The sequence below is a fragment of the Bacillus cereus group sp. BfR-BA-01381 genome, assembly GCF_022663555.1.
GTDB classification, from domain to species: domain Bacteria; phylum Bacillota; class Bacilli; order Bacillales; family Bacillaceae_G; genus Bacillus_A; species Bacillus_A pacificus.
Genome location: NZ_JAKUFR010000009.1, coordinates 64,527 through 90,113, shown reverse-complemented (window position 1 = coordinate 90,113; position 25,587 = coordinate 64,527). Strand labels below are relative to the sequence as shown.

Here is a 25,587-nt window from a genome sequence, read left to right as displayed (position 1 = left end):
CTACCTTTTTATTATTGTATTTTTTATTGACTAATCAACAAAACGGAGTTATCATTTTGTTGACAAAGCAACAAAAATGGGGAGGGAAGTTAAATGTCTATATTTAGATCACAAAATGAAAGGGAAACTGAAAAAAGCATAGATAAACATGCTTTACTATTCGGACTTATTTCTGTATTTCTTTGTGGTATAGGTTTCAGTATCATCATGCCTGTAGTTCCATTCTTAGTCCAGCCATATACAAGTAATCCGGAAGAACAAGCATTGGTTGTTACACTACTAACTTCCGTATATGCGGCCTGCGTGTTTTTAGCTGCTCCTGTACTCGGAGCTTTGAGCGATAAATATGGCCGTCGTCCATTACTTTTAATATGCTTATTTGGTTCTGCAATTGGGTACTTAGTTTTTGGAATAGGAGGAGCTTTATGGGTACTATTTGCTGGACGCATAATAGAAGGAATAACAGGCGGGAGCATAAGTACGATCTTCGCATATTTTGCAGACATCATCCCCCCAGAGCAGAGAACGAAATACTTTGGATGGGTGAGTGCAGTTGTAGGTGCCGGAACTATTATTGGACCAACTCTTGGGGGCTTACTTGCAAAGTTTGGTCATTCTGTACCTTTATACTTTGGAGCGCTCATAACTTTATTAAATGTTTTATATGGCATGAAATATATGCCTGAGAGTCTTGATAAAAATAATAGGTTAAAAGAGATTACTTTTGTAAGGTTGAATCCTTTTGCACAGCTAGCAAACATACTTTCCATGAAAAATTTAAAATGGTTACTTGTCTCAGCGTTTTTACTATGGATACCTAACGGATCTTTACAAGCAATTTTCACTCAATTTACGATGGATACTTTTAATTGGCAGCCTGCACTAATCGGAATTATGTTTTCAATTATGGGCTTTCAAGACATTATTTCACAAGCTTTTATAATGCCAAAACTTTTGATCAAGCTTAGTGATAAACAAATAGCGATACTTGGAATGGTATCGGAGATTATTGGCTACAGTTTTATTGCAGTATCTGCTTTGTTTTCCCTATATCCGCTTCTAATCGTTGGGATGTTACTGTTTGGTTTTGGTGATTCAATTTTCGGGCCTTCATTCAATGGGATGCTCTCAAAGTCTGTCAGTTCTAGTGAACAAGGAAGGATACAAGGTGGTAGCCAATCTATTCAAGCTTTAGCAAGAATGATTGGTCCAATTATTGGGGGACAAATCTATGTATCACTCGGCCATGCAGCACCTGCTTTTATGGGGATGATTCTTATAGTAGCGGCAATAGCAGTTTTATATAGGGGGACGCATATAACTGCATAAAAACGAATGATAGGGTGTCGGAACTTAAGAATAAGTGCTGGCACCCTAATTTTCTAAGGTTAAAGAGCTAAGAGAATTTCTGTTGTTTCTGACACGATTTATCCTGTAAAAGTGCAATTCATGCAGGATAATATTTAGTGGCTACAAAGAGTTTACCTTAATTAAAGATTGGTTGTCGTTGAAACTAGAAAAGTTAGGGTAAATGACTAACTATTTTAAGTCACGCCTGAGCTGAAGTAAATAATGACTCCATTTTTATTTTACTCTTTTCTCGAATTTCAGCGTCTGCATGGCGCATTACAAATTTATGCGCAATAGCAATTGCTAAAACATCATCTAATAAGCCAATCCCAATAATAGCAGCTATATCTGGAATGAAGTCAATTGTTAGCACGTAATAGGATAAAGCGGCTAATATGATAAATTTCGCTTTAGTAGGTAGCTCTTTTTTTCTCATTGTGTAGTATAAAATAATACTTTCATATACGCTAGATTTACCGAGATCTGCTGAGCTTTTCTTGAATTTTTTCCAAAGTGTTTGTTTCTCCATATAAACACTCCTTTTACAAAAAATAGATTTTTTAAAAGGATAGACAAAGAAGTGAGGAAATAATCAATTGTATTGGTTTTCTTATTGTATATTTCCATAAAAATAAGGAATTACCTGTTCAAAATAATAGAATGTTGGTTATGTAACGACTCACAGTGTTTTGTTACATAAGTATGTACAGTAAAATGTATGTGGATGATTTATTAATTATTAAACATTAAATAATGGGTATGGGGGAGGAAAAATGAAAATAATAGAACTACCAATTGAATTCGAATTTAATGGACAAAAACAATGTATTTATCCAAGTTTAATTATATTACATAATGAATTAACATTAGTCGATACAGGATATCCAAGTTTTTTACCTTTAATTGAAAATGCAATTTTAAAACATGGCTATGAGATGAAAAACTTAAAAAATATAATTATTACTCATTATGATGACGATCATATAGGGGCTTTATATGATTTCAAAGTGAAATATCCTCACGTTAATATTATTGCTAGTGAAATTGACTCCTACTACATTAGTGGTGAAATAAAATCGGAGAGACTAGTTCAAGCTGAAGAAATGTTACAATGTATGCCAATTGAAGAGAAAGAATTTGGTGAGTGGTTTATACAACAATTAAAAAATATAAGACATGTTTCCGTCGATGAAAAAGTATGTGATGGTCAAATGATTTTGAATAATGAATGTCAAATAGTAGCGACATCAGGACATACTTCGGGACATATTTCATTATATTTTCCGAATTTAGATTGTGTAATTACAGGAGATGCGGCCGTTCAAGAGAATCGTGAGTTAGTAATAGCTAATCCGGGTTTTTGCTTAGATATAGAAAAAGCGGAAGAGTCATTAAATAAGATTAAAAGTCTAAAAGCAGCAAGCTATTATTGCTATCATGGAGGAAAACTTACTGTATAAAAATTTATATTTGCTCCCGAATAATAAAGTCACTTCAAAAAAGAAATAGATGTTTAAAAATAGCATTGAAGTAGTGTCTATTGTTCTCCTATCATTTTTTAAATACACTTAGATAAAAAGGGGGAATTATATGCATAAACTGTTTATTATTGTATTTAGTCTTATACTAGGATTTATAACGTTCCAAATTCCTGTAGTATCGGAATGGATACAAAACTCAGTCTTTTGGTTAATTGTTATTAGTTTGTTGTCATATTCATATAAAAATGATAACAGTGATAAGAAAGATAAAAATGCTGATTAAGAATAATATTGAAAAATTTTCTACTATGTTAGCCTTTTTTTTAGGAGGAAAACTCATTATATAAAATATTAAAAAACCGATCTTTCTTATATCAAAAAGATCGGTTTTTTAATTCATAGATTCCGCAATTCTAATCAAATCATGAACATTGTAGTTTAATCCCTTCAGTTACATATGACTGCATTAATTTTTTATCATTTTTAAGTAAAGCATGTTTGAATTCATTTATTATATCTGTTTGGGATTTCGCCATAATAATTGAGGCCGATTGAAAATATAGTAAGAAAAATACGCAAAATATCTTTATGCATGTAGTGGTCAATTTCATCACCCTGTAACTATATTTCCATAACATTGAAATATATATGTATAGGAGGGGAGAAGATGAGTTTATTGCTTGATGTAATAATAGATATCATTTTATTTTATCCTCGAAATGACATGAAATTAAAACATCATATTGCCAAATTAAGCGAATTTGAGTGGTTTCGAAATCTACACGAAGATACAAAGTATACAAGACTAATTTGGAGTAATAGAAAAATTAAGAAGTTTATTTTGTCTACTACTAATATGGAGGCATTAATTAATTCCGAGAAAAAACAAAAAGAATTTGTCCACCTAGTACACGATGAATATAAAAAAAGAAGATAAGAATTTTTTTATTTTTCATATTTGGCGAAACAAATGGTACAATGAAAGCTAATGTGAAAAATAAGGAAAAGAAGTGGTCTATTTGAAAAACTTTTTAGAATTAGGAATTAGTGAAACGTTTAATCATACATTACGTGAAAATGGAATTACAGAAGCAACACCGATTCAGGAGAAGGCAATTCCTGTTATTATGTCTGGTAAAGATATTATTGGGCAGGCAAAAACAGGTACGGGTAAAACATTAGCATTTGTGTTACCGATTTTAGAAAAAATCAATCCAGAGTGTAGTGATGTTCAGGCTTTAATTGTTGCGCCAACAAGGGAACTAGCACTGCAAATTACGACTGAAATTAAAAAAATGCTTGTTCAAAGAGAAGATATTAATGTACTAGCGATTTATGGCGGGCAAGATGTAGCACAACAATTGAGAAAATTAAAAGGCAATACACATATTGTTGTAGCGACACCAGGACGATTATTAGATCATATACGTCGTGAAACAATTGATTTAAGTAATCTTTCAACGATTGTACTAGATGAAGCGGATCAAATGCTTTATTTCGGTTTCTTATACGATATTGAAGATATTTTAGATGAGACACCTGGTAGTAAACAAACGATGTTATTCTCAGCAACGATGCCAAAAGATATTAAAAAATTGGCGAAACGTTATATGGATGACCCGCAAATGATTCAAGTACAAAGTGAAGAAGTGACGGTAAATACAATTGAGCAGCGTGTCATTGAGACGACAGATCGTGCAAAGCCAGATGCACTTCGTTTTGTTATGGATCGTGATCAGCCATTTTTAGCGGTTATTTTCTGTCGTACGAAGGTTAGAGCAAGTAAGTTGTATGATAATTTAAAAGGACTAGGTTATAATTGTGCTGAACTTCATGGTGATATACCTCAAGCGAAACGTGAAAGAGTTATGAAGAGTTTCCGCGAAGCAAAAATTCAGTACTTAATCGCAACGGATGTAGCAGCTCGTGGATTGGATGTAGATGGTGTAACGCACGTATTTAACTTTGATATCCCTGAAGATGTAGAAAGTTATATTCACCGCATTGGCCGAACAGGACGTGCAGGTGGATCAGGTATTGCAATTACGTTCGTTGCAGCGAAAGATGAAAAACATTTAGAAGAAATTGAAAAAACGCTTGGTGCACCAATACAAAGAGAAATAATCGAACAACCGAAGATAAAACGTGTAGATGAAAATGGAAAACCGGTACCAAAGCCGGCTCCGAAGAAATCAGGCGAGTATCGTCAAAGAGATAGCCGTGAAGGTTCAAGAAGTGATTCAAAAGGTGGCCCAAGAAACAATTCAAGAAATAGTTCAAGAAACGATAATAACCGATCATTTAATAAGCCAAGTAATAAGAAAAGTAGTGCAAAACCAGGTCAGCAAAGACGTGGCCGTTAAATAGTTAGTATTCAAAAATAGTCGCAAAGCGTTGCGGCTATTTTTGGTTTTTATGCAACGAAGTCGATATAAGCACAAGAGTGATTGCATAGAAATAACCTTTAAAATTTCATTCACCGTATTAAAAAATTTAAAATACATAAAGGAAATATAAAGTAGTTTGTTGTATATGTACGATAGTAGGAAACTTTTTACTAACTTAACATATAATTTAAATAGACCGACAGTCGGTCTGATTGGAAGGGGCACTTGAATGCGCATTGTAAAGGAGTATGAGGAGCGTAGAAAGGAAATTTTAGAAACGGCTGAACGTTTATTTGTTACGAAAGGTTATACGAAAACAACAGTAAATGACATTTTAAAAGAGATAGGGATAGCAAAAGGGACGTTTTATCACTATTTTAAGTCGAAAGAGGAAGTAATGGATGAAATTATTATGAGGATTATTAAAGAAGATGTTGCCAAAGCAAAAGTAATCGTCTCTAATCCAAATATCCCAGTGTTAGAAAAGTTATTTCGAGTTTTAATGGAGCAATCGCCAAAATCAGGGGATGTAAAAGATAAAATGATTGAGCAATTTCATCAACCAAATAATGCGGAAATGCATCAAAAAAGTATAGTGCAATCCATTATTCATTTATCTCCTGTTTTAGCAGAGATTTTAGAACAAGGAATCGATGAAGGTGTATTTTCTACACCATACCCACAAGAAACGATTGAATTATTACTATCCTCAGCGCAAGTCATATTTGATGAAGGTTTATTCCAATGGAAGCCGGAAGAAATGATGAGAAGAGCGAAAGCTTATATTAAGATGATGGAAGTATCTGTTGGAGCGAAAGAAGGATCCTTTGATTATATGATGGAGGTTTTAATGAAGCAGAAATAATGCTTTTCTGTTTGTTTATTATAGACCGACAGTCGGTCTAAATTAAAGGGAGGGTGTGATTATGATGTCTATTAGTATAAAACCCTCGATGAAAGATTTTTATTTAATGGTGAGTGGGCAAATTATTACTATTTTAGGTTCAACACTTTTACGTTTTGCTCTGTCATTATATGTGCTAGATATAACAGGGCGTGCTGATATATTCGCAGGATTATATGCGGTAACGAGTATTCCGTTTTTGCTAGCTCCTCTTGGCGGTGCGATAGCAGATCGTTTCAATCGCCGTAATGTAATGGTTATATTTGATTTTATAAACGCTGCGATTGTATTAAGCTTTATAGTTTTGTTATTTACTGGATCTGTATCTATTCTATCGATTGGAACAATTATGTTTTTACTAGCGATCATTAGTGCAATGTACGCACCGGTAGTAATGGCGAGTATTCCGCAATTAGTTCCAGAGAAAAAGTTAGAACAAGCGAACGGTATCGTAAATGGTGTGCAAGCATTATCTAATATAGTTGCTCCTGTATTAGGAGGAATATTATACGGCATAATTGGTTTGAAAATGCTTGTCATAATAAGCTGTCTTGCTTTCTTTTTATCTGCGATTTTAGAAATGTTTATTACAATACCTTTTATAAAGAGAGTGCAAGAAAGTCATATCATACCGACAATTGTAAAGGATATGAAAGAAGGGTTTATATACGTTTTAAAACAGCCATTTATTTTGAAATCTATGCTTCTAGCCGCATTACTAAATTTAATACTGACGCCGCTATTTGTTGTTGGTGCTCCAATTATTATACGAGTAACAATGGAAAGTAGCCACACGTTATATGGAATTGGAATGGGATTGATCGATTTTGCTACTATAATAGGTGCATTATCAATAGGTTTTTTTGCGAAAAAGCTACAGATGAAAACATTGTATTATTGGATGATTTTAATAGCTTTATTAGTAATACCAATGGCACTATCAGTTACACCATTTATTCTTAATTTAGGATACTATCCACCATTTATTCTCTTTATACTTTCTTCAATTCTAATTGCAATGATCATGACAATTGTATCCATCTATGTGATTACTGTAGTTCAAAAGAAAACACCAAATGAAAACTTAGGAAAAGTAATGGCAATTATAACAGCGGTATCCCAATGTATGGCACCGATTGGGCAAGTCGTTTATGGTTTTATGTTTGAAGAATTCAGTATGAAAATTTATTTACCTATATTAGTTATTAGTTTCATAATGTTATTAATAGCGGTTGTGACGAAGAAAATACTATCGAATGAAGGGAACTAGCTTAATATGATTAGGAGAATGTTAAAAAGTGATTTCTCTCAAAATAAAATGATAATTACCATTTTATTTATGTTTATCATGTTATCAAGTCTTTTAATGGCTAGTGCTTCAAGTAATGTTATAAATCTATTGAACTCAATGGAGCAATTGGTTAAAGTATCAAACGCACCGCATTTCGTACAAATGCATGCCGGAGAAGTAAATCAAAAATCAATTGATTCTTTTGTAGAAAAAACTCCGTTTGTAAAAAAACAACAAACGGCTGAGATGGTCCAAATAAACGGATCTAACATTTTTATAAAGAAGAAAAATGAAGCGGAACATAATAGTGTAATGGACATAAGCTTCGTTAAACAAAATAGTAAGTTTGATTTTTTATTAAATTTAAATAATGAAGTGGTTGATATTAGGAAAGGGGAAATAGGTGTACCCATTTATTATATGCAAAAATATAATTTGCGTATTGGAGATAAAATATGGGTTGATAAAAATAAAAATGAACTAGAATTTACTATTTCAGCATTTGTTCGTGATGTTCAAATGAATCCATCAATTGTTAGTTCAAAACGATTCGTAATAAGCTATGAAGATTTCGAAAGAATAAAAAGGAATTTTGGAGAAAGCGAATATCTTATTGAATTCCAGCTAACTGATGTAAATAAAATAAATGAATTTGAAAATCTATACGAGTCATCGAACTTACCTCAAAAAGGTCCCTCTATTACGTATTCCCTATTTAAAACACTCAATTCATTAACAGATGGAATAATAGCTGCGGTACTTATCATAATAAGCGCATTATTAATGTTAATTGCAATGCTATGTATTAGATTTACGATCATTACTTCGATGGAAGAAGATTACCGGGAAATTGGTGTTATGAAAGCTATCGGCATTACAAGTAAAGATATTCAAAAACTATATGTAACAAAATATGTTGTTATTTCAGCTGGTGGGTGTATATGTGGATATATACTTTCACTATTTGTTACAAAGATATTCACTTCGAATATCACTCTTTATATGGGGGCGGCAGATAAAAGTATTTTACACAATGTTGTGCCATTCATAATTACAACACTATTATTTTTAGTCGTTATCTTGTTCTGTCGTATCATTTTACGGAAATTTAGGGGGATTACAGCAATAGATGCTTTACAATCAAGAGATAAAATAGGGAAAAGAAAGATTAGAAACTCTTTTTCACTCAATCGATCTAAATTTAAAAATGTAAATATATTTATTGGTATACAAGATGTTATAAAAAGATTTAAGTTATATCGCGTATTAAGTATCGTATTAATAATAGCTGTGTTTATGATTGTTGTACCTGTTCACTTTTTGTATACGATTCAGTCACCGAAGTTTGTTAATTATATGGGAACAGGAAAAAGTGATATTCGAATAGATTTACAGCAAACTGAAAATATAGAGAAACGATTTAAGGATGTTATATCATATTTACGAAATGATGATGAAGTAGAAAAATATGCAACATTTGTAACGAGTACATTTAAAATGGTAAGCGCTGATGGTATACATGAAAACTTACATGTAGAAGTGGGAGACTTCACTACATTTCCATTAGACTATATGGAAGGTAGGGCACCAAAAATTGAAAATGAAATTGCTCTTTCTTATATGAACGCAAATGAATTAAAAAAGAATGTAGGGGATTCTATCGTTTTATTTGTTGATGGGAAAGAGAAAACACTTACGATTAGTGGTATGTATCAAGATGTAACAAATGGCGGGAAAACAGCTAAAGCGAGCTTTTCTTATAATAACGAAAACATATTATGGTATGTAGTAAATGTAGATTTAAAGTCTAATGTTGATTTGCAAGAAAAAGTGAAGGAGTATAAACAAAATTTTAGTTCTGCAAAAATAACAGATACGGATGATTATTTAACGCAAACTTTAGGAGAGACAATTAAACAATTAAGACTCGTGACTCAGGTGGCTATTTTGATTGCGATATTGATATCAGTTTTAATTACTGCGATGTTTTTTAAAATGTTATTAGCAAAAGATTCTTCGCAAATTTTAATTATGAAAAATATCGGTTTTTCTTATAAAGATATTCGTATACAGTATATAACTCGTTCTATTGTGATCGTATTATTAGGCATTGTGACAGGGACATGTATAGCTGCTACGTTTGGTGAAATGTTAGTAAGTTGGTTAGGCTCATTTATGGGAGCAGCTCATATAAAGTTTGTCGTAAATCCTATCGTTTCTTATATAATATGCCCAGCTATATTATTTATATGTGTGACTGCAACAACACTTTTCAGTAGTTTTACTATAAAGCAAACAAACGATGTAAAGCCAAATGGGGAGTAGGGGTGTAAAACTTGAAAAAAATTTTAGAAGTAAAGCAAGTAAACAAAACATATTCAATAGATGGAAATGCAAATTATCACGTGCTAAAAAATATAGATTTAGAGGTTTATGAGGGAGAATTTGTATCGGTTATGGGGCCTTCTGGTTCTGGGAAATCGACGTTACTATATAATATTAGTGGAATGGATCAAATGTCATCAGGAAGTGTGAAAATTGGTGGTAAAGAAATATCTTGTATGAAAGAAGAAGCGTTAGCCAAGTTGCGTCTTACTGAAATAGGATTTATTTTTCAGCAGAGTAACCTTCTTAGAAACTTGAATCTATTTGATAATATCATTTTGTCAGCATATTTAGCGAAGTGTGAGAGTAAGAAAATAGTAAATAAACGTGCTCTAGAGCTAATGGGGAAAATGGGGATAAGTGATATAGCGTCTCATTATATAACCGAAGCATCTGGAGGGCAATTACAAAGAGTTTCTATTTGTAGAGCGCTCATTAATAATCCAAATATTATTTTTGCTGATGAGCCAACGGGTGCTCTAAATTTAAAATCAACAGAAGAGGTAATGCAAATTTTATTAAATATTAACCGTGATGGAACGACTATTATGTTAGTGACTCATGATGTAAAGGTAGCAGCGAAAACAGAAAGAGTGCTCTTTATGGCGGACGGAGAAATTGTGAGTGAAATACAGTTAGGTAAGCTTAGGAACGATGATTTAAAAGCGCGAGAAGAGAAGTTGTTAAAATGGTTAGCTATACTTGGATTTTAAAAAGAAAAACTCCTATTGAATGTAGGAGTTTTTCTTTTTGTTTGAAAGTTCTAAAAGATGTATAATGATTTTCTGACTATTTAAATTTGGAGGGATACAAGTGAAAAATGAAACGTTGCATAATCAACAAGATATTATTAAAATGCTTGATTCATTATTAAGACCAGCAGAACCATTTTGGAATGAATTTTATGCGAATAGAGAAAAAGATGTTCCGTTTTTTGAAAACGTTCCAGATGAGAACCTAGTTTCGTATATAAATAAAAATTTGGTTTCAAAAGGAAAAGTACTAGAACTTGGATGTGGTCCGGGTAGAAACGCAATTTATCTAGCAAATGAAGGGTTTGATGTAACGGCAGTGGATTTATCTATAGAAGGCATTAAATGGGCGAAAGAGCGGGCTTTAGCAAAAGGGATAGAAATTGAATTTATTTGTGATTCAATTTTTAATTTAGAGGTTCAAAATGAATTTGATTTTGTATACGATTCGGGTTGTTTACATCATATTCCACCACATAGAAGAATAAATTATGTGGATTTAATTAAAAACTCATTGAAATCAGGTGGTTATTTCGGATTAACATGTTTTGCGGCAGGCGATTTAGATGAGCGAAATGGCTCAGAAATAACAGATTGGGACGTATATAGAGGATGGAGTCTGCAAGGTGGTCTTGCTTATTCGGAAGAGAAATTAAGAGAGGTATTTAAGGGATTTGAAGTGATTGAAATTAGAAAAATGAAGCAAATTGAACAACCAAATACTATGTTTGGAGAATCATTTCTTTGGACAGCATTATTTAAGAAGAAATAAGAAAGTAGATAATTGACAAACTCATCGTTTTTATAGACAATACACTTAAGGGAAAATACGTTCGGTTTTGCTGACCGATGTATATTTTGTATAAATACATAACAAGGGGTTGTCTCTGTATGAGTACTACAAATCAAAAAATCACTACATTTTTAATGTTTGAAGGCAAAGCTGAAGAAGCGATGAATTTTTACACATCACTATTTGATCAATCAGAAATTGTAAGTATCTCTCGCTACGATGAAAATGGACCTGGTAAAGAGGGTACTGTAATTCAGGCAACGTTTACGTTACACGGGCAAGAATTCATGTGCATAGATAGTTATGTAAATCATAATTTTACATTTACACCAGCTATGTCTCTTTATGTAACTTGTGATACGGAAGAAGAAATTGAAACGGCTTTTAATAAATTAGCGGAGGATGGAGCAGTACTTATGCCTTTAGGTGCTTATCCGTTTAGTAAAAAATTTGGTTGGTTAAATGATAAGTATGGTGTGTCTTGGCAGTTAACGCTTGCGGAATAAATAAATTGTAATTGATTTGTTAAATGGTTGTAGTTAAGAGATTAAAAATTTAAACAACAAATAAAAAGGTGTTCCAAGCGTCAACAGGTTTGGAATGCCTTTTTATTTTTTAAAATAAATTTGTATTTTTTCTATTTAGAATATTTTATTTTTCTTACTACTTTTTATCTGTTAATATAAAAATATGTATTAATTATTGGTTAGGTTAATAGAAAAAGAAAAGCATAAATAGTAAATGACCTTACATTTAAAATATAACAAGATAGCTAAGGGGAATAGTTATAATGGATACAACTCAACAAAACAGTAATGCATGGGATAAAAAGGTTGAAGAAGGTTCTAGATATACACAACCTGTAAGTCGCGAGGTTATTGAAAGAAGTAAATCAGGTGAATGGGAAATCACAGTTACCACAGAAAAATCAGTTCCTAGAGAGTGGTTTCCAAAATCATTAGATGGATTAAAGATACTTTGCTTAGCGTCAGGTGGAGGGCAACAAGCACCTGTTCTAGCTGCTGCTGGAGCAGATGTAACAGTTACTGATATATCAAGAAAGCAGTTGGAACAAGATAAAAAGGTAGCAGAACGGGACGGGTTAACTTTAAAAACAGTTCAAGGAGATATGTCAGACCTTAGTGATTTTGAAGATGAATATTTTGATATGGTCGTAAATCCCGTTTCTAATTTGTTTGTAAAAGATGTTAATCTTGTATGGAATGAGATATCAAGGGTACTAAAGAATAGAGGAATTCTTATTTCAGGATTTACAAATCCGTTACTATGGATTTTTGATGACAATCAAGAGCAAAAGGGTATACTTGATGTTAAACATTCTATACCTTCATCAACACTAGACTACTTACCAGAGGATGAAGTTCAAGATTATGTAAATTCCAATCAAACAATAGAATATGCACATACTCTTGAAGACCAAATTCAAGGTCAAATTGAAGCTGGTTTAGTTATAAGTGGTTTTTACGAGGATGATTTTGGTGGAACTAGAATATTAGATAAACATATTAAAACTTTTATTGCTACAAAAGCAATAAAGTTAAAGATGGATTAAAAATTATTACTTGTTATACCGGGATTAGTTGAAGAATGGTCTTCAAAATAGGGAAAGTTCAATATATGTCAAAAAGGATGGCACTGGCCATCCTTTTTCTTGTGTATTTTGAGTATATAAACAAATTTTACAACTCTCAGCTGAACCTGTTATTATTTTTTGCTACACGTTGCCTTATTAAGAATTTTGCATGCCGAATCTTTTCCCAAGTTTAGCTAACAGTTCAGGCTGATCCCCTTGGCTCATTACAACTTCAATAAAGATAAGTTGATTGTTATTTACAGTTATATTCGTTAAGACTTCTGCTAACTCTGTTTCATTTTCCACTTTCCATGTTAGACTTTTTTCTTCTGTTCCGAATACGTTCGCTAGTTTTGTGTAATCCCACATTTGTATGTCATTATACGGTTCATTTTGACCATGAATTGCACGTTCAACAGTGTATCCATTGTTATTAATTAAAAATATAATTGGTTTTAAATTTTTCCGAAGTATAGTTGATAACTCTTGAACAGTTAATTGGAAAGAACCATCACCAATAATTAAAATGTTACGCCGCGATAAATTAGCGAGCTGTGTGCCGAGTAGAGCAGGTAATGTATAACCAATTGATCCCCATAATGGTTGTGCTACATAAGTGGTGTTATTTGGTAAAGGGATAGTGGCACTACCGAAGAAAGGGGTTCCTTGCTCTGCAATTAAAACATCGTTTTCTTGTAAGAAATGGTATATTTGTTGCCAAAATCGTTTTTGTGTAATCATTTGTGCTTTTGGATTGAACTCTTCTGTTATAGATAGTGATTCTGAAATAAACGGCTTAATTTCAAGTGTTTCTTCTTTGCAATGTTCGATTAAATCATTTAATTGTTTTAAAACATCTTTCATTATAACGGGTCCATATTTTTTATCTATAATTTTCACAGTATAGGGATGGATTTCTATTACTTGCTCTTTTTTAAATCCTTGTGTAAAGCCACCGGTAATAGTATCAGTTAATTTCACGCCAATACTAATAATACAGTCAGATTCATCAATTCTTTTTCGTAAGTATGAAGGACTAACGTCACCAGTATAAATTCCTATAAATTGGGGGTGTTTTTCAGGGAATATTCCTTTCCCCATACTTAATGTTGCGATAGGAAACCCAGTTTTTTCTACGAATTGATGCAAATATTCTTCCGCATGAAAACGAGCCACTTCAAAATCAGCTAAAATAACAGGTTTTTTGGCACTGTTTATTTTTGAAGTTGCATGTAGAAGCATTTTATCCAGCGCATCTTTATTACTTACAACTGTTTTATGTAAAATGGATTCCGTAGGTTTATTAATTGGTTTATTATACACATCAATCGGTAATTGAATATGAACAGGGCGTTTCTCACTCCAACATGCACGTAACACACGATCAATTTCCTCAGCAGCATGTTCGGGGGTTAAATTTGTTTGCGCTACAGTAATTTCTCGATACATATTGGAAAAGTGATTGAACTTTCCATCACCTAACGTATGATGAACGAGTGCTCCATTCTCCATTACTGTTGTTGGTGGTGTCCCCGTGATTTTTATAACAGGTACATTTTCTGCGTATGAGCCAGCAACACCGTTAATGGCGCTTAATTCTCCAACACCGAAAGTGGTAATAAGAGCAGCGATTCCTTTTATACGAGCATATCCATCAGCAGCATATGCCGCATTTAATTCATTACAATTGCCAACCCATTCTAACTTTTCATGTGCTACTACATCATCTAAAAAAGCCAAATTATAATCACCAGGGACACCAAAAATATGTTCAATTCCTAATTCGATTAGTCGGTCTAATAAATATGTACTTACAGTATATTGCGTTTTCAAATGAATCATCTCCTAATTGTGCAATGAATATTTCAATAGACGAAAGAAGTTCAAATGCGTTCATTAAAATATTGATTACTGGATTGTGGTATAATTTATATACAGGGGGAAAGTAGATGACACAACATAAAGAAGAACAGATGAATGAAGCATTAGCATTATTTTACTTTGCATATAAAACATTTACTGAAAAGCCAGATGAAATTATAAAAGAGTATGGCATACAACGAGTACATCACCGAATTTTATTTTTTATCGCACGCTTTCCAGGTATAAGCGTAAATGAGTTATTATCACTGTTAGAAATAAGTAAACAAGCTCTTCACGGACCATTACGACAACTTGTGGAAAAGGGTTTAATTGAGAGTAATGAAGCTACACATGACCGTCGTGTGAAACAGTTATCATTAACAGAAAAAGGTACCGAATTAGAGAAAAAATTGAGCGATGTACAAAGACAACAAATGGGTACTATTTTTTCAAAATTTGGTGAATCGTGTGAAGAAAATTGGCATCAAGTTATGAATGAAATGGCAAATAGCCGATCAGGTTTTGATGCTTGGATATCAAAACGGGAAGTTGCAATCGATCAAAAATGATAAGAAATATATCTGTTTTATAGTTTGAAAAAGAACAGATTTTATCCATTCCATTAAAATACGTATGCCTAAAAATGTAAGAAATAAAAAAATCTCCTACATTTAGATTGTACCGAAGTAAAGCAGGAACATGTATCCATACTGACATTAATGGTGTGCTGAATACATTGCAAAAATCAAGAGTTGTACAATTGGATGGCAATCTCAAAGTGAAAACGCCGATTCTATTAGAAGTGCAAAAACGTAAGGCTGTTGCTTCGTGCATAGCTTAGTGGGTGTGTCAACCATCCATGTGTACTCGATTTGTCGGGGCTTGTAGCACACGCCGGAGTAATCTGAGTGGTGGCTTCTTTCATAAGGAAGAATTGCTCTTTTTCGAAAGGGTGGTGCAAGTGGGAAAACAATCGTTCGTTGCCAGTACCAACCAAAAACTTACTTGAGGTGTTATCGTATGGTGGCATGAATGCTAGAGCGTCAACCTGTCTAGTGATAGACGAAAAGACCTAGCGTTCTAACTCAAGCCCCACTGAAACAATGGGGTAGTTGACACGTGTACGCAATGGAACAATCATATTCACATTTCCGAGAGGGGTTATCATGATAAAACTTGTACTTATTCGTCACGGACAAAGTTTATGGAATCTTGAAAATCGTTTTACTGGTTGGACTGATGTAGATTTATCAGAGAATGGATTAAGTGAAGCGAGAGAAGCAGGGGCAATATTAAAGAAAAATGGATATACTTTTGATGTTGCTTATACATCTGTATTAAAACGAGCAATTCGGACGTTATGGATTGTACTTCATGAGATGGACCTTGCATGGGTCCCAGTACATAAATGTTGGAAACTAAATGAAAGACATTACGGTGCATTGCAAGGATTGAATAAAGATGAAACGGCGAAAAAATATGGTGAGGAGCAAGTTCATATTTGGAGAAGAAGTATTGATGTAAGACCACCTGCTCTTACTGAAGATGATCCTAGGTATGGAATGAATGATCCAAGATATAAAACACTGAAAAAAGGTGAATTTCCATTGACAGAATGTTTAGTGGATACGGAGAAAAGAGTACTTAATTATTGGCATTCAGAAATTGCGCCGAAATTAAAGAATGGTAACAAAGTAATCATTTCATCACATGGTAATACAATTCGCTCGCTAGTAAAATATTTAGACAATCTTTCAAGTGATGGTGTTGTTTCATTAAATATTCCAACGAGTATACCACTCGTGTATGAATTAGACGATAATTTACGACCAATTCGTCATTATTACTTAAGTATGGACGGAGAAGTACCAGAAGGGGAAATTCCGAAACATATTTCTTTTTAACATGAAAATTTGAAACGCGTGCTTGTCTACATATACAATGTAGATTCAGGATAAAAGACGTGGTACCTTCTAATGTATATGCGATATTGCTAATTTTAGAAGCTTGTCCACGTCTTTTGTCATAAAGAGAGCTGCTTGTGCATGTAATGATATCGTGAGTAGTTTTTGAATGGAGGGTGATGTCATTGGTGATCTCTAACATTCGAATCGGTTTATTTATTTTAGCAATCGTTTTTCTAGTTCTTGTTTTCTTTTACTGGAGAAATGAAGAGTTGTACGAAGAGAAGAAGCAACGTATTAGAAAGACTTGGTATGGGTTGTTTATAGTATCAGTCACCGTGTATTTCATGATAAAAGGAATTGATTTAACCCTCTGGAAAAATCTTTTAATGTTCACTGCAATGGTTATTTTCGTTGATATTGCATTTATTTTAACCCCTAATATTTCAGAAATATGGGGAGCGAAATTTAGCGATATCGGCAAGACTGTTCAATCGATAAAACGGTCATTAATTGCTTCTAAAGCAAGAGGAGAAATATACACAACAATTATTCAAAATGTCAATCCGGCAGTATTCGGTACGATGGAATGGCATACGGAAGAAGAATATACAAAAAGCTTAAACGCATTTTTAGATTCGTATGGTGAAAAGATTGGGGCAAAAATTGTTGTATTTGAAGCGGCAAAGGAATTAAATACAAACTTTCGCGGTATCCGCTCACAATTTAGTATCATCGTTCCGTTTGAACATATTGAGCAATTGAATGAGCAGAAAGCGGTGCAAGTAGAAAATGTCGGAATTATACCAGCAAAAATAGTGAGTGATGTTTTCATTGTTATTGATGGGAAGAAAAATAACCTGCAAGATCGAGATTTTGAAAATGTATATAATTTAACAATACATCATAGCTATTTTAGTAAATAAGGACAGGATTTTTTCTGTCCTTTTCACTTATATATAATGGTAAAGTAAATTTAGATATACTTGTATAAAATCGGACAATCATCCCTACACTAGCACATAGAGGTGATTGTAATGATAAAAGATTATGACAATGATTTTTTTAAAGAAGATAATGAAGATACAACAGATTTCTCGTTAATAAAAGGAGATACATTACAGCAAGTAGAGGAATTAGAAGAAGAATTAAAAAGAAAATGATACGTGTACATGCTGTTTATATTTACGATATAATATAAATAGAAGGTTGTATCTTTTTGAAAAGGGGGAGAAGAGATGGCTGGAGTAAATGTACAAAAGTCTTCATTTTTTAAAGAAAAAAAAGAAGAACCAAATACAGATTTCTCTCTTGTGAAAGGTGCATTGACTCAAAATGTAGATCGATTAGAAAAATTTGTAGAGGCAATTCCATATAAGTATATAAAAGAGGGTAATGCAAAAGAGAATGCGTAAAAACATTCTCTTTTGCATTACCTCTTTATGATTTGTTTATGCGTTATTTCTTTTTTGTTTAAAAATGACTTTATACATATAATACCCAAGGGCTGCAAAGATGAATCCAATAACAGCACCAACTATTTCTTTCATAAACAATAAGTATAATGAAGCGATAAGTAGGGCAAATAAGATTAAAAGTAATACATACTTTGAAATGAATTCTAACCCTTTGTATACTAATAGTATTACACCTGAAAGAACAGTAAGGATAGGTAATATCCTATTTTCGAAAAAACCTTCCTTTTTTTTGCTAGAATGCTGTTGTTTATTCAATATAAATATACTCCCGTCTTAAAGGATTAATGTTTTATTAGCTTTGCTATTTCATTTTCGAAAAGATTTTTGGTTAAATAGGTTATATCAAAGGAATCATTTATTATATTTCGAGTTAATAGCCATTGGATGTTTGGTGATTTAATAACAAAGAATCCATTGTCAGAAACAATCTCATTTTTTTCTGTTATATCCAAACGCATTGTAAATAGACTGTGTTGTTTTTTAATCTATTATGTGTGAAAAATTATTTTAACCAAAAATATATTAGATTATAATTCCAATAAAATCTACTTTTTTATAATATCAAATATTATTATTAAATAGTAGATTAATATTGGTAATTTTATGGTAATTGACAAAAATAAAAAAGAGAGAATGCCAGGTAGGAGTTGAAGATACAACAGATTTCTCGTTAATAAAAGGAGATACATTACAGCAAGAAGAAGAATTAGAAGAAGAATTAAAAAGAAAATCATAAGTGTACACTCTTTCTGCATTTGCTATATAATATAAATAGAAGATTGTATCTTTTTGAAGAGGGGGAGAAGAGATGGCTGGAGTAAATGTACAAAAGTCTTCATTTTTTAAAGAAAAAAAAGAAGAACCAAATACAGATTTCTCTCTTGTGAAAGGTGCGTTAACGGAAAATATAAATCGCTTAGAGAAACTGATGAATAATAGCAGTTCAAAATATATACGAGTGAAAAAAACAAAAGAAAATGCATAGTGCATTTTCTTTTGTTTTTTATTTAATATTAAACTTTTCTTTTATTTTTTCAGGTAAATCTGCTTTCTGAATCTCTTCATAGGATTTTACTTCAATTGATGATATTTCATTTTTGCTCTTATCATCTTGATCTACATAAAGACATAAAAATGCATTTTCATTTAATTTATGTTCGTTTGATGCTTTCTTACTTCTAAATGTAATTTGTTTTTTTACTCCGTCTTCGTCATAAGCAGGCAGTGTGTAGTTTCTTAAGTTTTTACCTTCAACTTTTTCGATAGTTCCTTCGCCTTGTATCTGTACGTAATATACATCTTTACCAATTCGATTTAGTGATGCTCTCTCACAGCCAATAGTAAAACTAGAAAATAATAAACATAGTGTAATAATTGTTAAAAACTTTTTCATTTTCTTTATCTCCTTCAATTTCGTTCTTTACACAGTATACGGCTATTATGAAGTGAGAAAAATCGATATAGATTACAACATCCTTACAATGTTGTAAGAGTGTTGTACATAAAATGAATAATATATTAAAAAGTTAAAAGAAAAGTAAAATAACGAATCATGGTATAATGATAAAAGACCTACATATTATTTTGTCATTTTGAGAGGAGCTTAAAAATGTATTCTACTTTAGAACAATTAACAAAGCACCCTGTATTTTATCATTTTGCAGAAATTTCAAAGATTCCTAGAGGATCGGGTAATGAAAAGGAAATTAGTGATTATTTAGTTGGTTTTGCAAAAGAGCGTAATTTAGAAGTAATTCAAGATGAAGCAATGAATGTCATTATTAAAAAAGAAGCAACTGCTGGTTATGAAAATGTACCAGCTATTATCATTCAAGGCCATATGGATATGGTATGTGAAAAAAATCAAGCAACCGTACATGATTTTGAAAAAGATCCAATTGAATTGCGAATCATTGGGGACATGTTATATGCAAATCAAACAACTTTAGGCGCTGATAATGGCATTGCGGTGGCGTATGCGATGGCTTTATTAGATTCGAAAGACATTCCGCATCCAGCACTTGAAGTAGTTATTACTACTGAAGAAGAAACAACAATGGGCGGGGCTTTTGCTGTTGATTCAAATCATTTTGAAGGAAAGATTTTTATAAATATTGATTCTGAAGAAGATCATAAATTACTTGTAAGTAGCGCAGGTGGTGCGAAAGCTGTTGAAACAATTCCAGTAATTTGGGATGAAGCGTCAGCGAATACGGATGCATATCGTCTATATGTTGGTGGTTTAAAAGGCGGACACTCTGGTATGGAAATTGATAAACAACGTGGTAATGCAAACAAAGTATTAGGACGAGTATTACGCGATTTATCAGCAAATATTCAATTTGATATAAGTGAAGTTCACGGCGGGTTAAAAACAAATGCAATTCCGCGTGAAAGTGTAGCTACAATTTTATTACGTCAAGAAGATGTAGAGAAGGTAGAAGAAAAGCTAGAGTCATGGACACGAGTATTACAAGAAGAAATGCGTGCTGTTGATCCAGATGTTCATGTTACACTTACAAAATTGGATGAGAAAGTAGAAAAAGTATTTGCTAAAGAGACGCAAAAACAACTTATTTCATCATTATTCTTAATTCCAAACGGCATTCAAAGTATGAGCATGGATATTAAAGGTCTTGTAGAAAGTTCAACAAATTTAGGTGTTATTGAAACGTTGCAAGATGAAATTAAATTACGTAACGAAGTGAGAAGTTCTGTAAGTAGTTTAAAACAACATGTTGCAGATGAGATTAAATGTATCGCCGATTTAGTTGGTGCAACATTTGAAATCGAGTCAGAGTATCCAGAATGGCCATACAATCCGAATTCACAAATTCGTAATTTGTTTGAAAAAGTGCATCAAGAAAAATACAATAAAGATGTTGAAATCTTCGCTGTACATGCAGGGATTGAATGCAGTGTATTCGTTCAAAAGATGCCTGAATTAGATGCAATTTCATTCGGTCCAGATATATTCAATGTCCATACTCCAGATGAACATATTAGTATTTCTTCTGTTGTGAATAACTGGGGATTCTTTGTTGATGTAATGAAGGGTACGAAAGAATTAGCTAAGTAATAATGATGAAATGAAAAGTAGCCTATAAAATTTTATAGGCTACTTTTTTGTATAGCGTTGTATTAGAAATTCACTTTTATGTTAGTATTTCATTTTTGCTTTAATTTCTAGAGGAGATTGTACCAAAAATTGCTCCGGATATTGCCCCTATTAAAGTAATGAAAATTGCACTCCACGCTGCAAATGACATTATTACACCTCCAAATAATACATTATTGTTTCTTAAGCTTTTAAATAGAAATGATGATTGAAACAACTACTAAGAAAATAAGAGGAGACCAAGAGAAGAAAGACATATAACATTATCCCTTCGATATTTATATAAAATAATTATCGCATATTTATAAATCGAACATGTGGGATATGTAATATTGCATATTGAATGGTAGAACTTAAAGAAGTGGAAACAGGTATTGAGTAAAAATGATAATTTATAAAGAAAGTAAGGATTTTTTCTAATTTTAAAAAGGGCAAACAACCAAAATCTCCTCTATCTTATATAAGGTAGAGGAGATTTTAAAAGGGTTTTTGTTTAAGAAAATAGTATCCAATATTTAGTTGCTGGTGAGATAAACGTAAATTATTTTGAGATTTTAAAGCTGCCTCCATAATAATAATTTTCTCCAAGTTTCATAACAGCTACATATGTTCCTGGATTATAAGCCTTAGTAATAGGTGTTACAAATCTACCATAATTATGTTTTAAACCAGAGTCATAAATGGTTTTATATCTATGCAAGTTTATTTCATCATTTTCATTTCCACTCAATTGATATATTTTTACAATACCAGTATCTTTACCACCAGTAAATATAGTAACATCGAATGTATCTCCATGTTTTAAGTCACCAACTGCTAACTCTTCTATAAAATCTGCATTATGATGTAATAAAAAATAGCTTTGCCAACGCCAATTATCTGAAAATCGTGATTCTGTTTGTGTAAGTTGCGATTCAGCAGACACAGGTGGGAGCGTACCAATTGTATTCGAAAATAAAAATCCTCCAACAGTCAATGCACCAATAATTGTTGATTGCCTTAAAAGTTTCATGTTCTAAACCTCCTATTTACTTAAGGATTCAGAAATCGTTTTTGTGAAAAGCTAGCTATGAAATCTAATGGATGATAATATCTTCTATAATCATATTAACATTTATTGATTTATCAGACAAATCAATAAATAATAAAACTATATCGAGAGAGTTAAGGCTAATATAAGAAAGAAGTTAGAAGTATAGCTAAGAAATCTGTAGTATATGTAATTGGGATTTGTTATTTGAAAACTCGATTGTTTTAATGTTTAAATTTCAATTCAACTTTAAGTTTCAGTACATAATTTTACAATTTGACTTATGTAATTTATCAAGTTATGATTTTTTTATTATAAAAGAAAGGCTTGAATATAATGATCCGTCGTTTGAGAAAGCTAAAAAATGTAGCAGTCGTATTAAGCTTCTAAGTGAATTACAAAGATCTACAATACTTAGAAGCGAGGAATAAAGTTATGAAGCATCCATTATATAATCATTGGTCAGAAACGAAGTATTTAAAAGATATAGTTACAAATCCACTCATTGAGGTAGGAGAGTACTCCTATTATTCAGGGTATTATGGTCATCAAAATTTTGAAGATGGCTGTGTAAGGTATTTGTGGGGGGATGCTAAGTCCAGAGCACTTTTCAATCCAATTGAACAGATGGGATGGCATCTTGATAAACTCATTATTGGGAATTATGTTTGTATTGCCAGTGGAGTAGTCATTTTAATGGGTGGTAATCATAATCATCACTCAGAATGGATTACAGTATATCCATTCGCTGAGCAAATTGAACATTCATATGAACCGAAGGGTGATACAATTATAAAAAGTGATGCTTGGATTGGAATGAATGCAATTATAATGCCTGGCGTTACAATTGGTGAAGGCGCAATCGTTGCAGCAGGATCAGTCGTAAGTAAAGATGTTCCGCCGTATACAATAGTGGGTGGAAATCCAGCTAAAGAAATAAAGAAACGATTCACTGATACAGAAATAAATTTGCTGATGGAAATGCGTTGGTTTGATTGGGATAGAGAATTAGTTGAGAAGGCAATGCCTATATTATCTAGCTCATCTATCAATCTATTATATGATTTTTATAAAAAGGAAGTAAAAAATAGATAAGTCTGTGAAAAAAACTACATTCTATATAGGATGTAGTTTTTTATTATAAAAGATTAATAGTCTAGACTAAGGAAAATTTATCTCTGGTATGAGTCTAGCAAATAGCTGAATTGAATAATTAAAATCCTTGATAGCTAATAAAGCCAGTGTGTCTCGATATTTAATCGGACACACTGGTTTTATTTTTTGTAAATGTGGAACAAATGTATTATTTAGATTGTCTATTCATTGTAATCCTAAAAAATATGAAATTACGGATCATTTTTAATAATACAAGGGTATTAAAAATAAGGATGTGTGGGGAATACTGACTGTATCAGTGCGCCTAAAATGATGGAATGGTTTATATGGAAGCGATCCTAACGTCTTATATGTATATAGAATTTGATAAAATTGTCTATTTTTATAGTGATTATGCTAGAAAAGATATTGGAGGTAAGAGAATTGAAAGGTATGTTTTACAAAAAATTCATTGTAATAGTAACAGTGCTGACACTATTTTGTAGCATAGTTGTTACATCTGGGAGCGCATCAGCGGAAACAGTCCCTGTTTTAGACGTAGAAGCAGGATCAGCAATTTTAGTAGAAGCAAATTCCGGAAAAATTTTATATGAGAAAAATGCTGATGAATCACTAGCAATTGCTAGTATGACAAAAATGATGAGTGAATATTTAGTTCATGAAGCGGTGGAGAAAGGAAAACTTAAATGGGATCAAAAAGTTAAAATTTCTGAGTATGCATATACGATTTCGCAAGATCGTTCATTATCAAACGTTCCATTAGAAAATAGTGGCTCTTATACGGTCAAAGAGTTATATGAGGCAATGGCAATTTACTCTGCAAACGGTGCAACAATTGCTTTAGTTGAAGAAATTGCTGGAAAAGAAGCCGATTTCGTGAAAATGATGAATGATAAGTCAAAAGAGTTTGGAATGAAAAATTACAAATTTGTAAACTCTACAGGCTTAACAAACTATGATTTAAAGGGACATCATCCAGAAGGGACAACTCCAGACGAGAAAAATAAAATGTCCGCAAGAGATTGTGCGATTTTAGCACAACGTCTCGTTCAAGATTTCCCCAAAATGTTAGATACAGCAAAAATCCCCAAAAAAACATTCCAAAAGGGTGGCAAGTATCCAATTGATATGGTGAATTTTAACATGATGTTAAAAGGTTTAATTAAGCAATACGAAGGTGTAGATGGTTTGAAAACAGGAACAACTCCAGAAGCTGGTGATTGCTTCACTGGTACGGTAGAAAGAAACGGTATGCGTCTAATCTCTGTAGTAATAAAAGCAAACTCTCATACAGCACGTTTTGATGAAACGAAGAAATTATATGATTATGGATTTGCAAATTTTGAAGTGAAGAATATCTATGGAAAAGGTTCAGTAGTAAAAGGGCATGAAACAGTGCGAGTTGCAAATGCAAAAGACAAAGATGTAATAGTTCAAACAAAACAAGCTATTTCACTTCCAATGCCGAAGGGAAACAAGGACGTTTATAAAAAAGAATTTAAAGTATCGAATGAAGAACAAGAAGCGCCCATTAAAAAAGGTATAGCAATAAGTAAAATGGTTATCTCGCCTAAAGATAATACGGATCCTGGATTTTTATCAGGTAAATCATTACAAATAGACCTTGTAACAAAATCTGATGTAGAACAAGCAAATTGGTTTACACGTTTTATGCGTAAAATCGGATCTTTCTTTAATGGTATGTGGAATAGTGCGGTTGATATAGTAAAAAGCTAAGTTTATAGGGTGAAAACTAAATATTAATCTAAAAAAAGAGTTTCGAAGCTTTATAGATTCTTATGTAGATAGCTCGAAATGGAAGATGGTATTAATTTTTAAATTGGATACTTCGAAACTTTTGTTATTGTAATCAAGCTAACAGAAATTTGTATCTATAAAATCAAAAAACAATATTCTTTTTGTGGAAATATACAGAAAGGATGGCGTTTATTATGAATTTTTTAATTCAAAGCATTCTATTACAAGGTTAGTTTAATAAAGTTATATAAAGAAAAACCATCCATTATTTCATCAAGTGACAATAAAAAAATAATATCCGGTACTTATTTCTGTAATTAGATTTTATAAAAACTTAATAAAATCTTTTCTTTGTATTAAATACTTTGTTTTAAATTATTTAT

Annotated in this window: 27 protein-coding genes and 2 pseudogenes; 23 read left to right on the top strand and 6 right to left on the bottom strand. The window is 32.3% G+C overall.

Annotated elements, in window-relative coordinates; translation table 11 throughout:
* Positions 1-93: 93 nt before the first annotated feature.
* Positions 94-1,329 (top strand): MFS transporter, encoded by a 1,236-nt coding sequence (locus MR079_RS05230; protein ID WP_242293667.1) that lies wholly within the window; start codon positions 94-96, stop codon positions 1,327-1,329.
* A gap of 220 nt (positions 1,330-1,549) precedes the next feature.
* On the opposite strand, the gene MR079_RS05225 is transcribed toward MR079_RS05230, so the two are convergent.
* Positions 1,550-1,879, bottom strand: a complete 330-nt coding sequence (locus tag MR079_RS05225) for a YkvA family protein (RefSeq protein ID WP_139869169.1) — start codon at positions 1,877-1,879, stop codon at positions 1,550-1,552.
* Positions 1,880-2,123: 244 nt separating this feature from the next.
* On the opposite strand from MR079_RS05225, the gene MR079_RS05220 reads away from it, so the two are divergent.
* Entirely contained in the window at positions 2,124-2,810 is a 687-nt protein-coding gene (locus MR079_RS05220) for an MBL fold metallo-hydrolase (RefSeq protein ID WP_139869168.1), read from the top strand.
* Between the two features lie 130 nt (positions 2,811-2,940).
* Positions 2,941-3,114 carry a hypothetical protein gene (locus MR079_RS05215; protein ID WP_167496982.1) on the top strand — a complete coding sequence of 58 codons (174 nt, stop codon included), beginning with the start codon at positions 2,941-2,943 and terminating at the stop codon, positions 3,112-3,114.
* 151 nt (positions 3,115-3,265) lie between these two features.
* Here the strand turns inward: MR079_RS05215 and MR079_RS05210 are convergent.
* A pseudogene (locus MR079_RS05210) lies at positions 3,266-3,469 on the bottom strand (hypothetical protein); the annotation flags it as partial.
* 29 nt (positions 3,470-3,498) lie between these two features.
* Between MR079_RS05210 and MR079_RS05205 the strand changes: the two are divergent.
* From MR079_RS05205 to MR079_RS05165, 9 genes are all read left to right on the top strand, one after another.
* Positions 3,499-3,768 carry a hypothetical protein gene (locus tag MR079_RS05205; RefSeq protein ID WP_139869167.1) on the top strand — a complete coding sequence of 90 codons (270 nt, stop codon included), beginning with the start codon at positions 3,499-3,501 and terminating at the stop codon, positions 3,766-3,768.
* A gap of 73 nt (positions 3,769-3,841) precedes the next feature.
* Positions 3,842-5,194, top strand: coding sequence for a DEAD/DEAH box helicase (locus MR079_RS05200; RefSeq protein WP_242293666.1), 1,353 nt, complete (start codon positions 3,842-3,844; stop codon positions 5,192-5,194).
* 253 nt (positions 5,195-5,447) lie between these two features.
* On the top strand, positions 5,448-6,083 hold the full coding sequence (locus tag MR079_RS05195) for a TetR/AcrR family transcriptional regulator (protein WP_087996827.1): 636 nt from the start codon (positions 5,448-5,450) through the stop codon (positions 6,081-6,083).
* 61 nt (positions 6,084-6,144) lie between these two features.
* Positions 6,145-7,392 carry an MFS transporter gene (locus MR079_RS05190; protein ID WP_116733357.1) on the top strand — a complete coding sequence of 416 codons (1,248 nt, stop codon included), beginning with the start codon at positions 6,145-6,147 and terminating at the stop codon, positions 7,390-7,392.
* Positions 7,393-7,398: 6 nt separating this feature from the next.
* On the top strand, positions 7,399-9,738 hold the full coding sequence (locus MR079_RS05185; RefSeq protein ID WP_242293665.1) for an ABC transporter permease: 2,340 nt from the start codon (positions 7,399-7,401) through the stop codon (positions 9,736-9,738).
* Between the two features lie 11 nt (positions 9,739-9,749).
* Complete coding sequence (locus MR079_RS05180; RefSeq protein ID WP_139869164.1) at positions 9,750-10,511, top strand: ABC transporter ATP-binding protein; 762 nt, start codon at positions 9,750-9,752, stop codon at positions 10,509-10,511.
* A gap of 100 nt (positions 10,512-10,611) precedes the next feature.
* Complete coding sequence (locus MR079_RS05175) at positions 10,612-11,322, top strand: class I SAM-dependent methyltransferase (protein WP_242293664.1); 711 nt, start codon at positions 10,612-10,614, stop codon at positions 11,320-11,322.
* Positions 11,323-11,441: 119 nt separating this feature from the next.
* Positions 11,442-11,849, top strand: a complete 408-nt coding sequence (locus tag MR079_RS05170) for a VOC family protein (RefSeq protein WP_139869162.1) — start codon at positions 11,442-11,444, stop codon at positions 11,847-11,849.
* Positions 11,850-12,133: 284 nt separating this feature from the next.
* On the top strand, positions 12,134-12,916 hold the full coding sequence (locus MR079_RS05165; protein ID WP_000381777.1) for a class I SAM-dependent methyltransferase: 783 nt from the start codon (positions 12,134-12,136) through the stop codon (positions 12,914-12,916).
* Positions 12,917-13,093: 177 nt separating this feature from the next.
* Here MR079_RS05165 and MR079_RS05160 read toward each other — a convergent pair whose 3' ends face one another.
* A complete protein-coding gene (locus MR079_RS05160; RefSeq protein ID WP_242293663.1) occupies positions 13,094-14,779 on the bottom strand; it encodes an alpha-keto acid decarboxylase family protein in 1,686 nt (561 codons plus the stop codon).
* A 107-nt stretch (positions 14,780-14,886) separates the two neighbouring features.
* Between MR079_RS05160 and MR079_RS05155 the strand changes: the two genes are divergently transcribed.
* The 6 genes and pseudogenes from MR079_RS05155 (at position 14,887) to spoIISB (MR079_RS05130) (ending at position 18,119) form a co-directional block, all read left to right on the top strand.
* Complete coding sequence (locus tag MR079_RS05155) at positions 14,887-15,369, top strand: MarR family winged helix-turn-helix transcriptional regulator (RefSeq protein WP_098229070.1); 483 nt, start codon at positions 14,887-14,889, stop codon at positions 15,367-15,369.
* An 89-nt stretch (positions 15,370-15,458) separates the two neighbouring features.
* Positions 15,459-15,641 (top strand): annotated as a pseudogene (locus MR079_RS05150) (RNA-guided endonuclease TnpB family protein); the annotation flags it as partial.
* A 325-nt stretch (positions 15,642-15,966) separates the two neighbouring features.
* Positions 15,967-16,704, top strand: coding sequence for a 2,3-diphosphoglycerate-dependent phosphoglycerate mutase (gene gpmA, locus MR079_RS05145; RefSeq protein WP_098229069.1), 738 nt, complete (start codon positions 15,967-15,969; stop codon positions 16,702-16,704).
* 188 nt (positions 16,705-16,892) lie between these two features.
* On the top strand, positions 16,893-17,630 hold the full coding sequence (locus tag MR079_RS05140; RefSeq protein WP_141403215.1) for a type II toxin-antitoxin system SpoIISA family toxin: 738 nt from the start codon (positions 16,893-16,895) through the stop codon (positions 17,628-17,630).
* A gap of 111 nt (positions 17,631-17,741) precedes the next feature.
* Positions 17,742-17,867, top strand: a complete 126-nt coding sequence (locus tag MR079_RS05135; RefSeq protein ID WP_000588712.1) for a hypothetical protein — start codon at positions 17,742-17,744, stop codon at positions 17,865-17,867.
* A 75-nt stretch (positions 17,868-17,942) separates the two neighbouring features.
* Positions 17,943-18,119 (top strand): stage II sporulation protein SB, encoded by a 177-nt coding sequence (spoIISB, locus tag MR079_RS05130; protein WP_242293662.1) that lies wholly within the window; start codon positions 17,943-17,945, stop codon positions 18,117-18,119.
* A 36-nt stretch (positions 18,120-18,155) separates the two neighbouring features.
* Here the strand turns inward: spoIISB (MR079_RS05130) and MR079_RS05125 are convergent, their stop codons facing one another.
* Positions 18,156-18,437 carry a hypothetical protein gene (locus MR079_RS05125; protein ID WP_139869159.1) on the bottom strand — a complete coding sequence of 94 codons (282 nt, stop codon included), beginning with the start codon at positions 18,435-18,437 and terminating at the stop codon, positions 18,156-18,158.
* A gap of 355 nt (positions 18,438-18,792) precedes the next feature.
* On the opposite strand from MR079_RS05125, the gene MR079_RS29190 reads away from it, so the two are divergent.
* Entirely contained in the window at positions 18,793-18,918 is a 126-nt protein-coding gene (locus MR079_RS29190; protein ID WP_276608980.1) for a hypothetical protein, read from the top strand.
* Between the two features lie 72 nt (positions 18,919-18,990).
* Positions 18,991-19,167 (top strand): stage II sporulation protein SB, encoded by a 177-nt coding sequence (gene spoIISB, locus MR079_RS05120; protein WP_167496980.1) that lies wholly within the window; start codon positions 18,991-18,993, stop codon positions 19,165-19,167.
* A gap of 18 nt (positions 19,168-19,185) precedes the next feature.
* On the opposite strand, the gene MR079_RS05115 is transcribed toward spoIISB (MR079_RS05120), so the two are convergent.
* Positions 19,186-19,575 (bottom strand): YxeA family protein, encoded by a 390-nt coding sequence (locus MR079_RS05115; RefSeq protein ID WP_098229068.1) that lies wholly within the window; start codon positions 19,573-19,575, stop codon positions 19,186-19,188.
* A 216-nt stretch (positions 19,576-19,791) separates the two neighbouring features.
* Here MR079_RS05115 and pepD point away from each other — a divergent pair, with 216 nt between their 5' ends.
* Positions 19,792-21,261, top strand: coding sequence for a beta-Ala-His dipeptidase (gene pepD / locus MR079_RS05110; RefSeq protein ID WP_000287562.1), 1,470 nt, complete (start codon positions 19,792-19,794; stop codon positions 21,259-21,261).
* 580 nt (positions 21,262-21,841) lie between these two features.
* Here pepD and MR079_RS05105 read toward each other — a convergent pair.
* Positions 21,842-22,312, bottom strand: coding sequence for a DUF5065 family protein (locus MR079_RS05105; RefSeq protein WP_098229065.1), 471 nt, complete (start codon positions 22,310-22,312; stop codon positions 21,842-21,844).
* A gap of 453 nt (positions 22,313-22,765) precedes the next feature.
* Between MR079_RS05105 and MR079_RS05100 the strand changes: the two genes are divergently transcribed.
* Positions 22,766-23,425, top strand: a complete 660-nt coding sequence (locus tag MR079_RS05100) for a CatB-related O-acetyltransferase (protein ID WP_242293661.1) — start codon at positions 22,766-22,768, stop codon at positions 23,423-23,425.
* Between the two features lie 444 nt (positions 23,426-23,869).
* A complete protein-coding gene (locus MR079_RS05095; RefSeq protein ID WP_277932994.1) occupies positions 23,870-25,183 on the top strand; it encodes a D-alanyl-D-alanine carboxypeptidase family protein in 1,314 nt (437 codons plus the stop codon).
* The last annotated feature ends 404 nt before the right edge of the window (positions 25,184-25,587 follow it).

What these genes read in the sequence shown, in the direction of transcription:
- MR079_RS05185 (WP_242293665.1), top strand. Translation starts at nt 7,399, where the DNA reads ATGATTAGGAGAATGTTAAAAAGTGATTTCTCTCAAAATAAAATGATA.
- MR079_RS05135 (WP_000588712.1), top strand. Translation starts at nt 17,742, where the DNA reads ATGATAAAAGATTATGACAATGATTTTTTTAAAGAAGATAATGAAGAT.
- MR079_RS05170 (WP_139869162.1), top strand. Translation starts at nt 11,442, where the DNA reads ATGAGTACTACAAATCAAAAAATCACTACATTTTTAATGTTTGAAGGC.
- MR079_RS05105 (WP_098229065.1), bottom strand. Translation starts at nt 22,312, where the DNA reads ATGAAACTTTTAAGGCAATCAACAATTATTGGTGCATTGACTGTTGGA.
- MR079_RS05205 (WP_139869167.1), top strand. Translation starts at nt 3,499, where the DNA reads ATGAGTTTATTGCTTGATGTAATAATAGATATCATTTTATTTTATCCT.
- MR079_RS05215 (WP_167496982.1), top strand. Translation starts at nt 2,941, where the DNA reads ATGCATAAACTGTTTATTATTGTATTTAGTCTTATACTAGGATTTATA.
- spoIISB (WP_167496980.1), top strand. Translation starts at nt 18,991, where the DNA reads ATGGCTGGAGTAAATGTACAAAAGTCTTCATTTTTTAAAGAAAAAAAA.
- MR079_RS05115 (WP_098229068.1), bottom strand. Translation starts at nt 19,575, where the DNA reads ATGAAAAAGTTTTTAACAATTATTACACTATGTTTATTATTTTCTAGT.
- pepD (WP_000287562.1), top strand. Translation starts at nt 19,792, where the DNA reads ATGTATTCTACTTTAGAACAATTAACAAAGCACCCTGTATTTTATCAT.
- MR079_RS05230 (WP_242293667.1), top strand. Translation starts at nt 94, where the DNA reads ATGTCTATATTTAGATCACAAAATGAAAGGGAAACTGAAAAAAGCATA.
- MR079_RS05100 (WP_242293661.1), top strand. Translation starts at nt 22,766, where the DNA reads ATGAAGCATCCATTATATAATCATTGGTCAGAAACGAAGTATTTAAAA.
- gpmA (WP_098229069.1), top strand. Translation starts at nt 15,967, where the DNA reads ATGATAAAACTTGTACTTATTCGTCACGGACAAAGTTTATGGAATCTT.
- MR079_RS05220 (WP_139869168.1), top strand. Translation starts at nt 2,124, where the DNA reads ATGAAAATAATAGAACTACCAATTGAATTCGAATTTAATGGACAAAAA.
- MR079_RS05160 (WP_242293663.1), bottom strand. Translation starts at nt 14,779, where the DNA reads ATGATTCATTTGAAAACGCAATATACTGTAAGTACATATTTATTAGAC.
- MR079_RS05155 (WP_098229070.1), top strand. Translation starts at nt 14,887, where the DNA reads ATGACACAACATAAAGAAGAACAGATGAATGAAGCATTAGCATTATTT.
- MR079_RS05225 (WP_139869169.1), bottom strand. Translation starts at nt 1,879, where the DNA reads ATGGAGAAACAAACACTTTGGAAAAAATTCAAGAAAAGCTCAGCAGAT.
- MR079_RS05165 (WP_000381777.1), top strand. Translation starts at nt 12,134, where the DNA reads ATGGATACAACTCAACAAAACAGTAATGCATGGGATAAAAAGGTTGAA.
- MR079_RS05195 (WP_087996827.1), top strand. Translation starts at nt 5,448, where the DNA reads ATGCGCATTGTAAAGGAGTATGAGGAGCGTAGAAAGGAAATTTTAGAA.
- spoIISB (WP_242293662.1), top strand. Translation starts at nt 17,943, where the DNA reads ATGGCTGGAGTAAATGTACAAAAGTCTTCATTTTTTAAAGAAAAAAAA.
- MR079_RS05190 (WP_116733357.1), top strand. Translation starts at nt 6,145, where the DNA reads ATGATGTCTATTAGTATAAAACCCTCGATGAAAGATTTTTATTTAATG.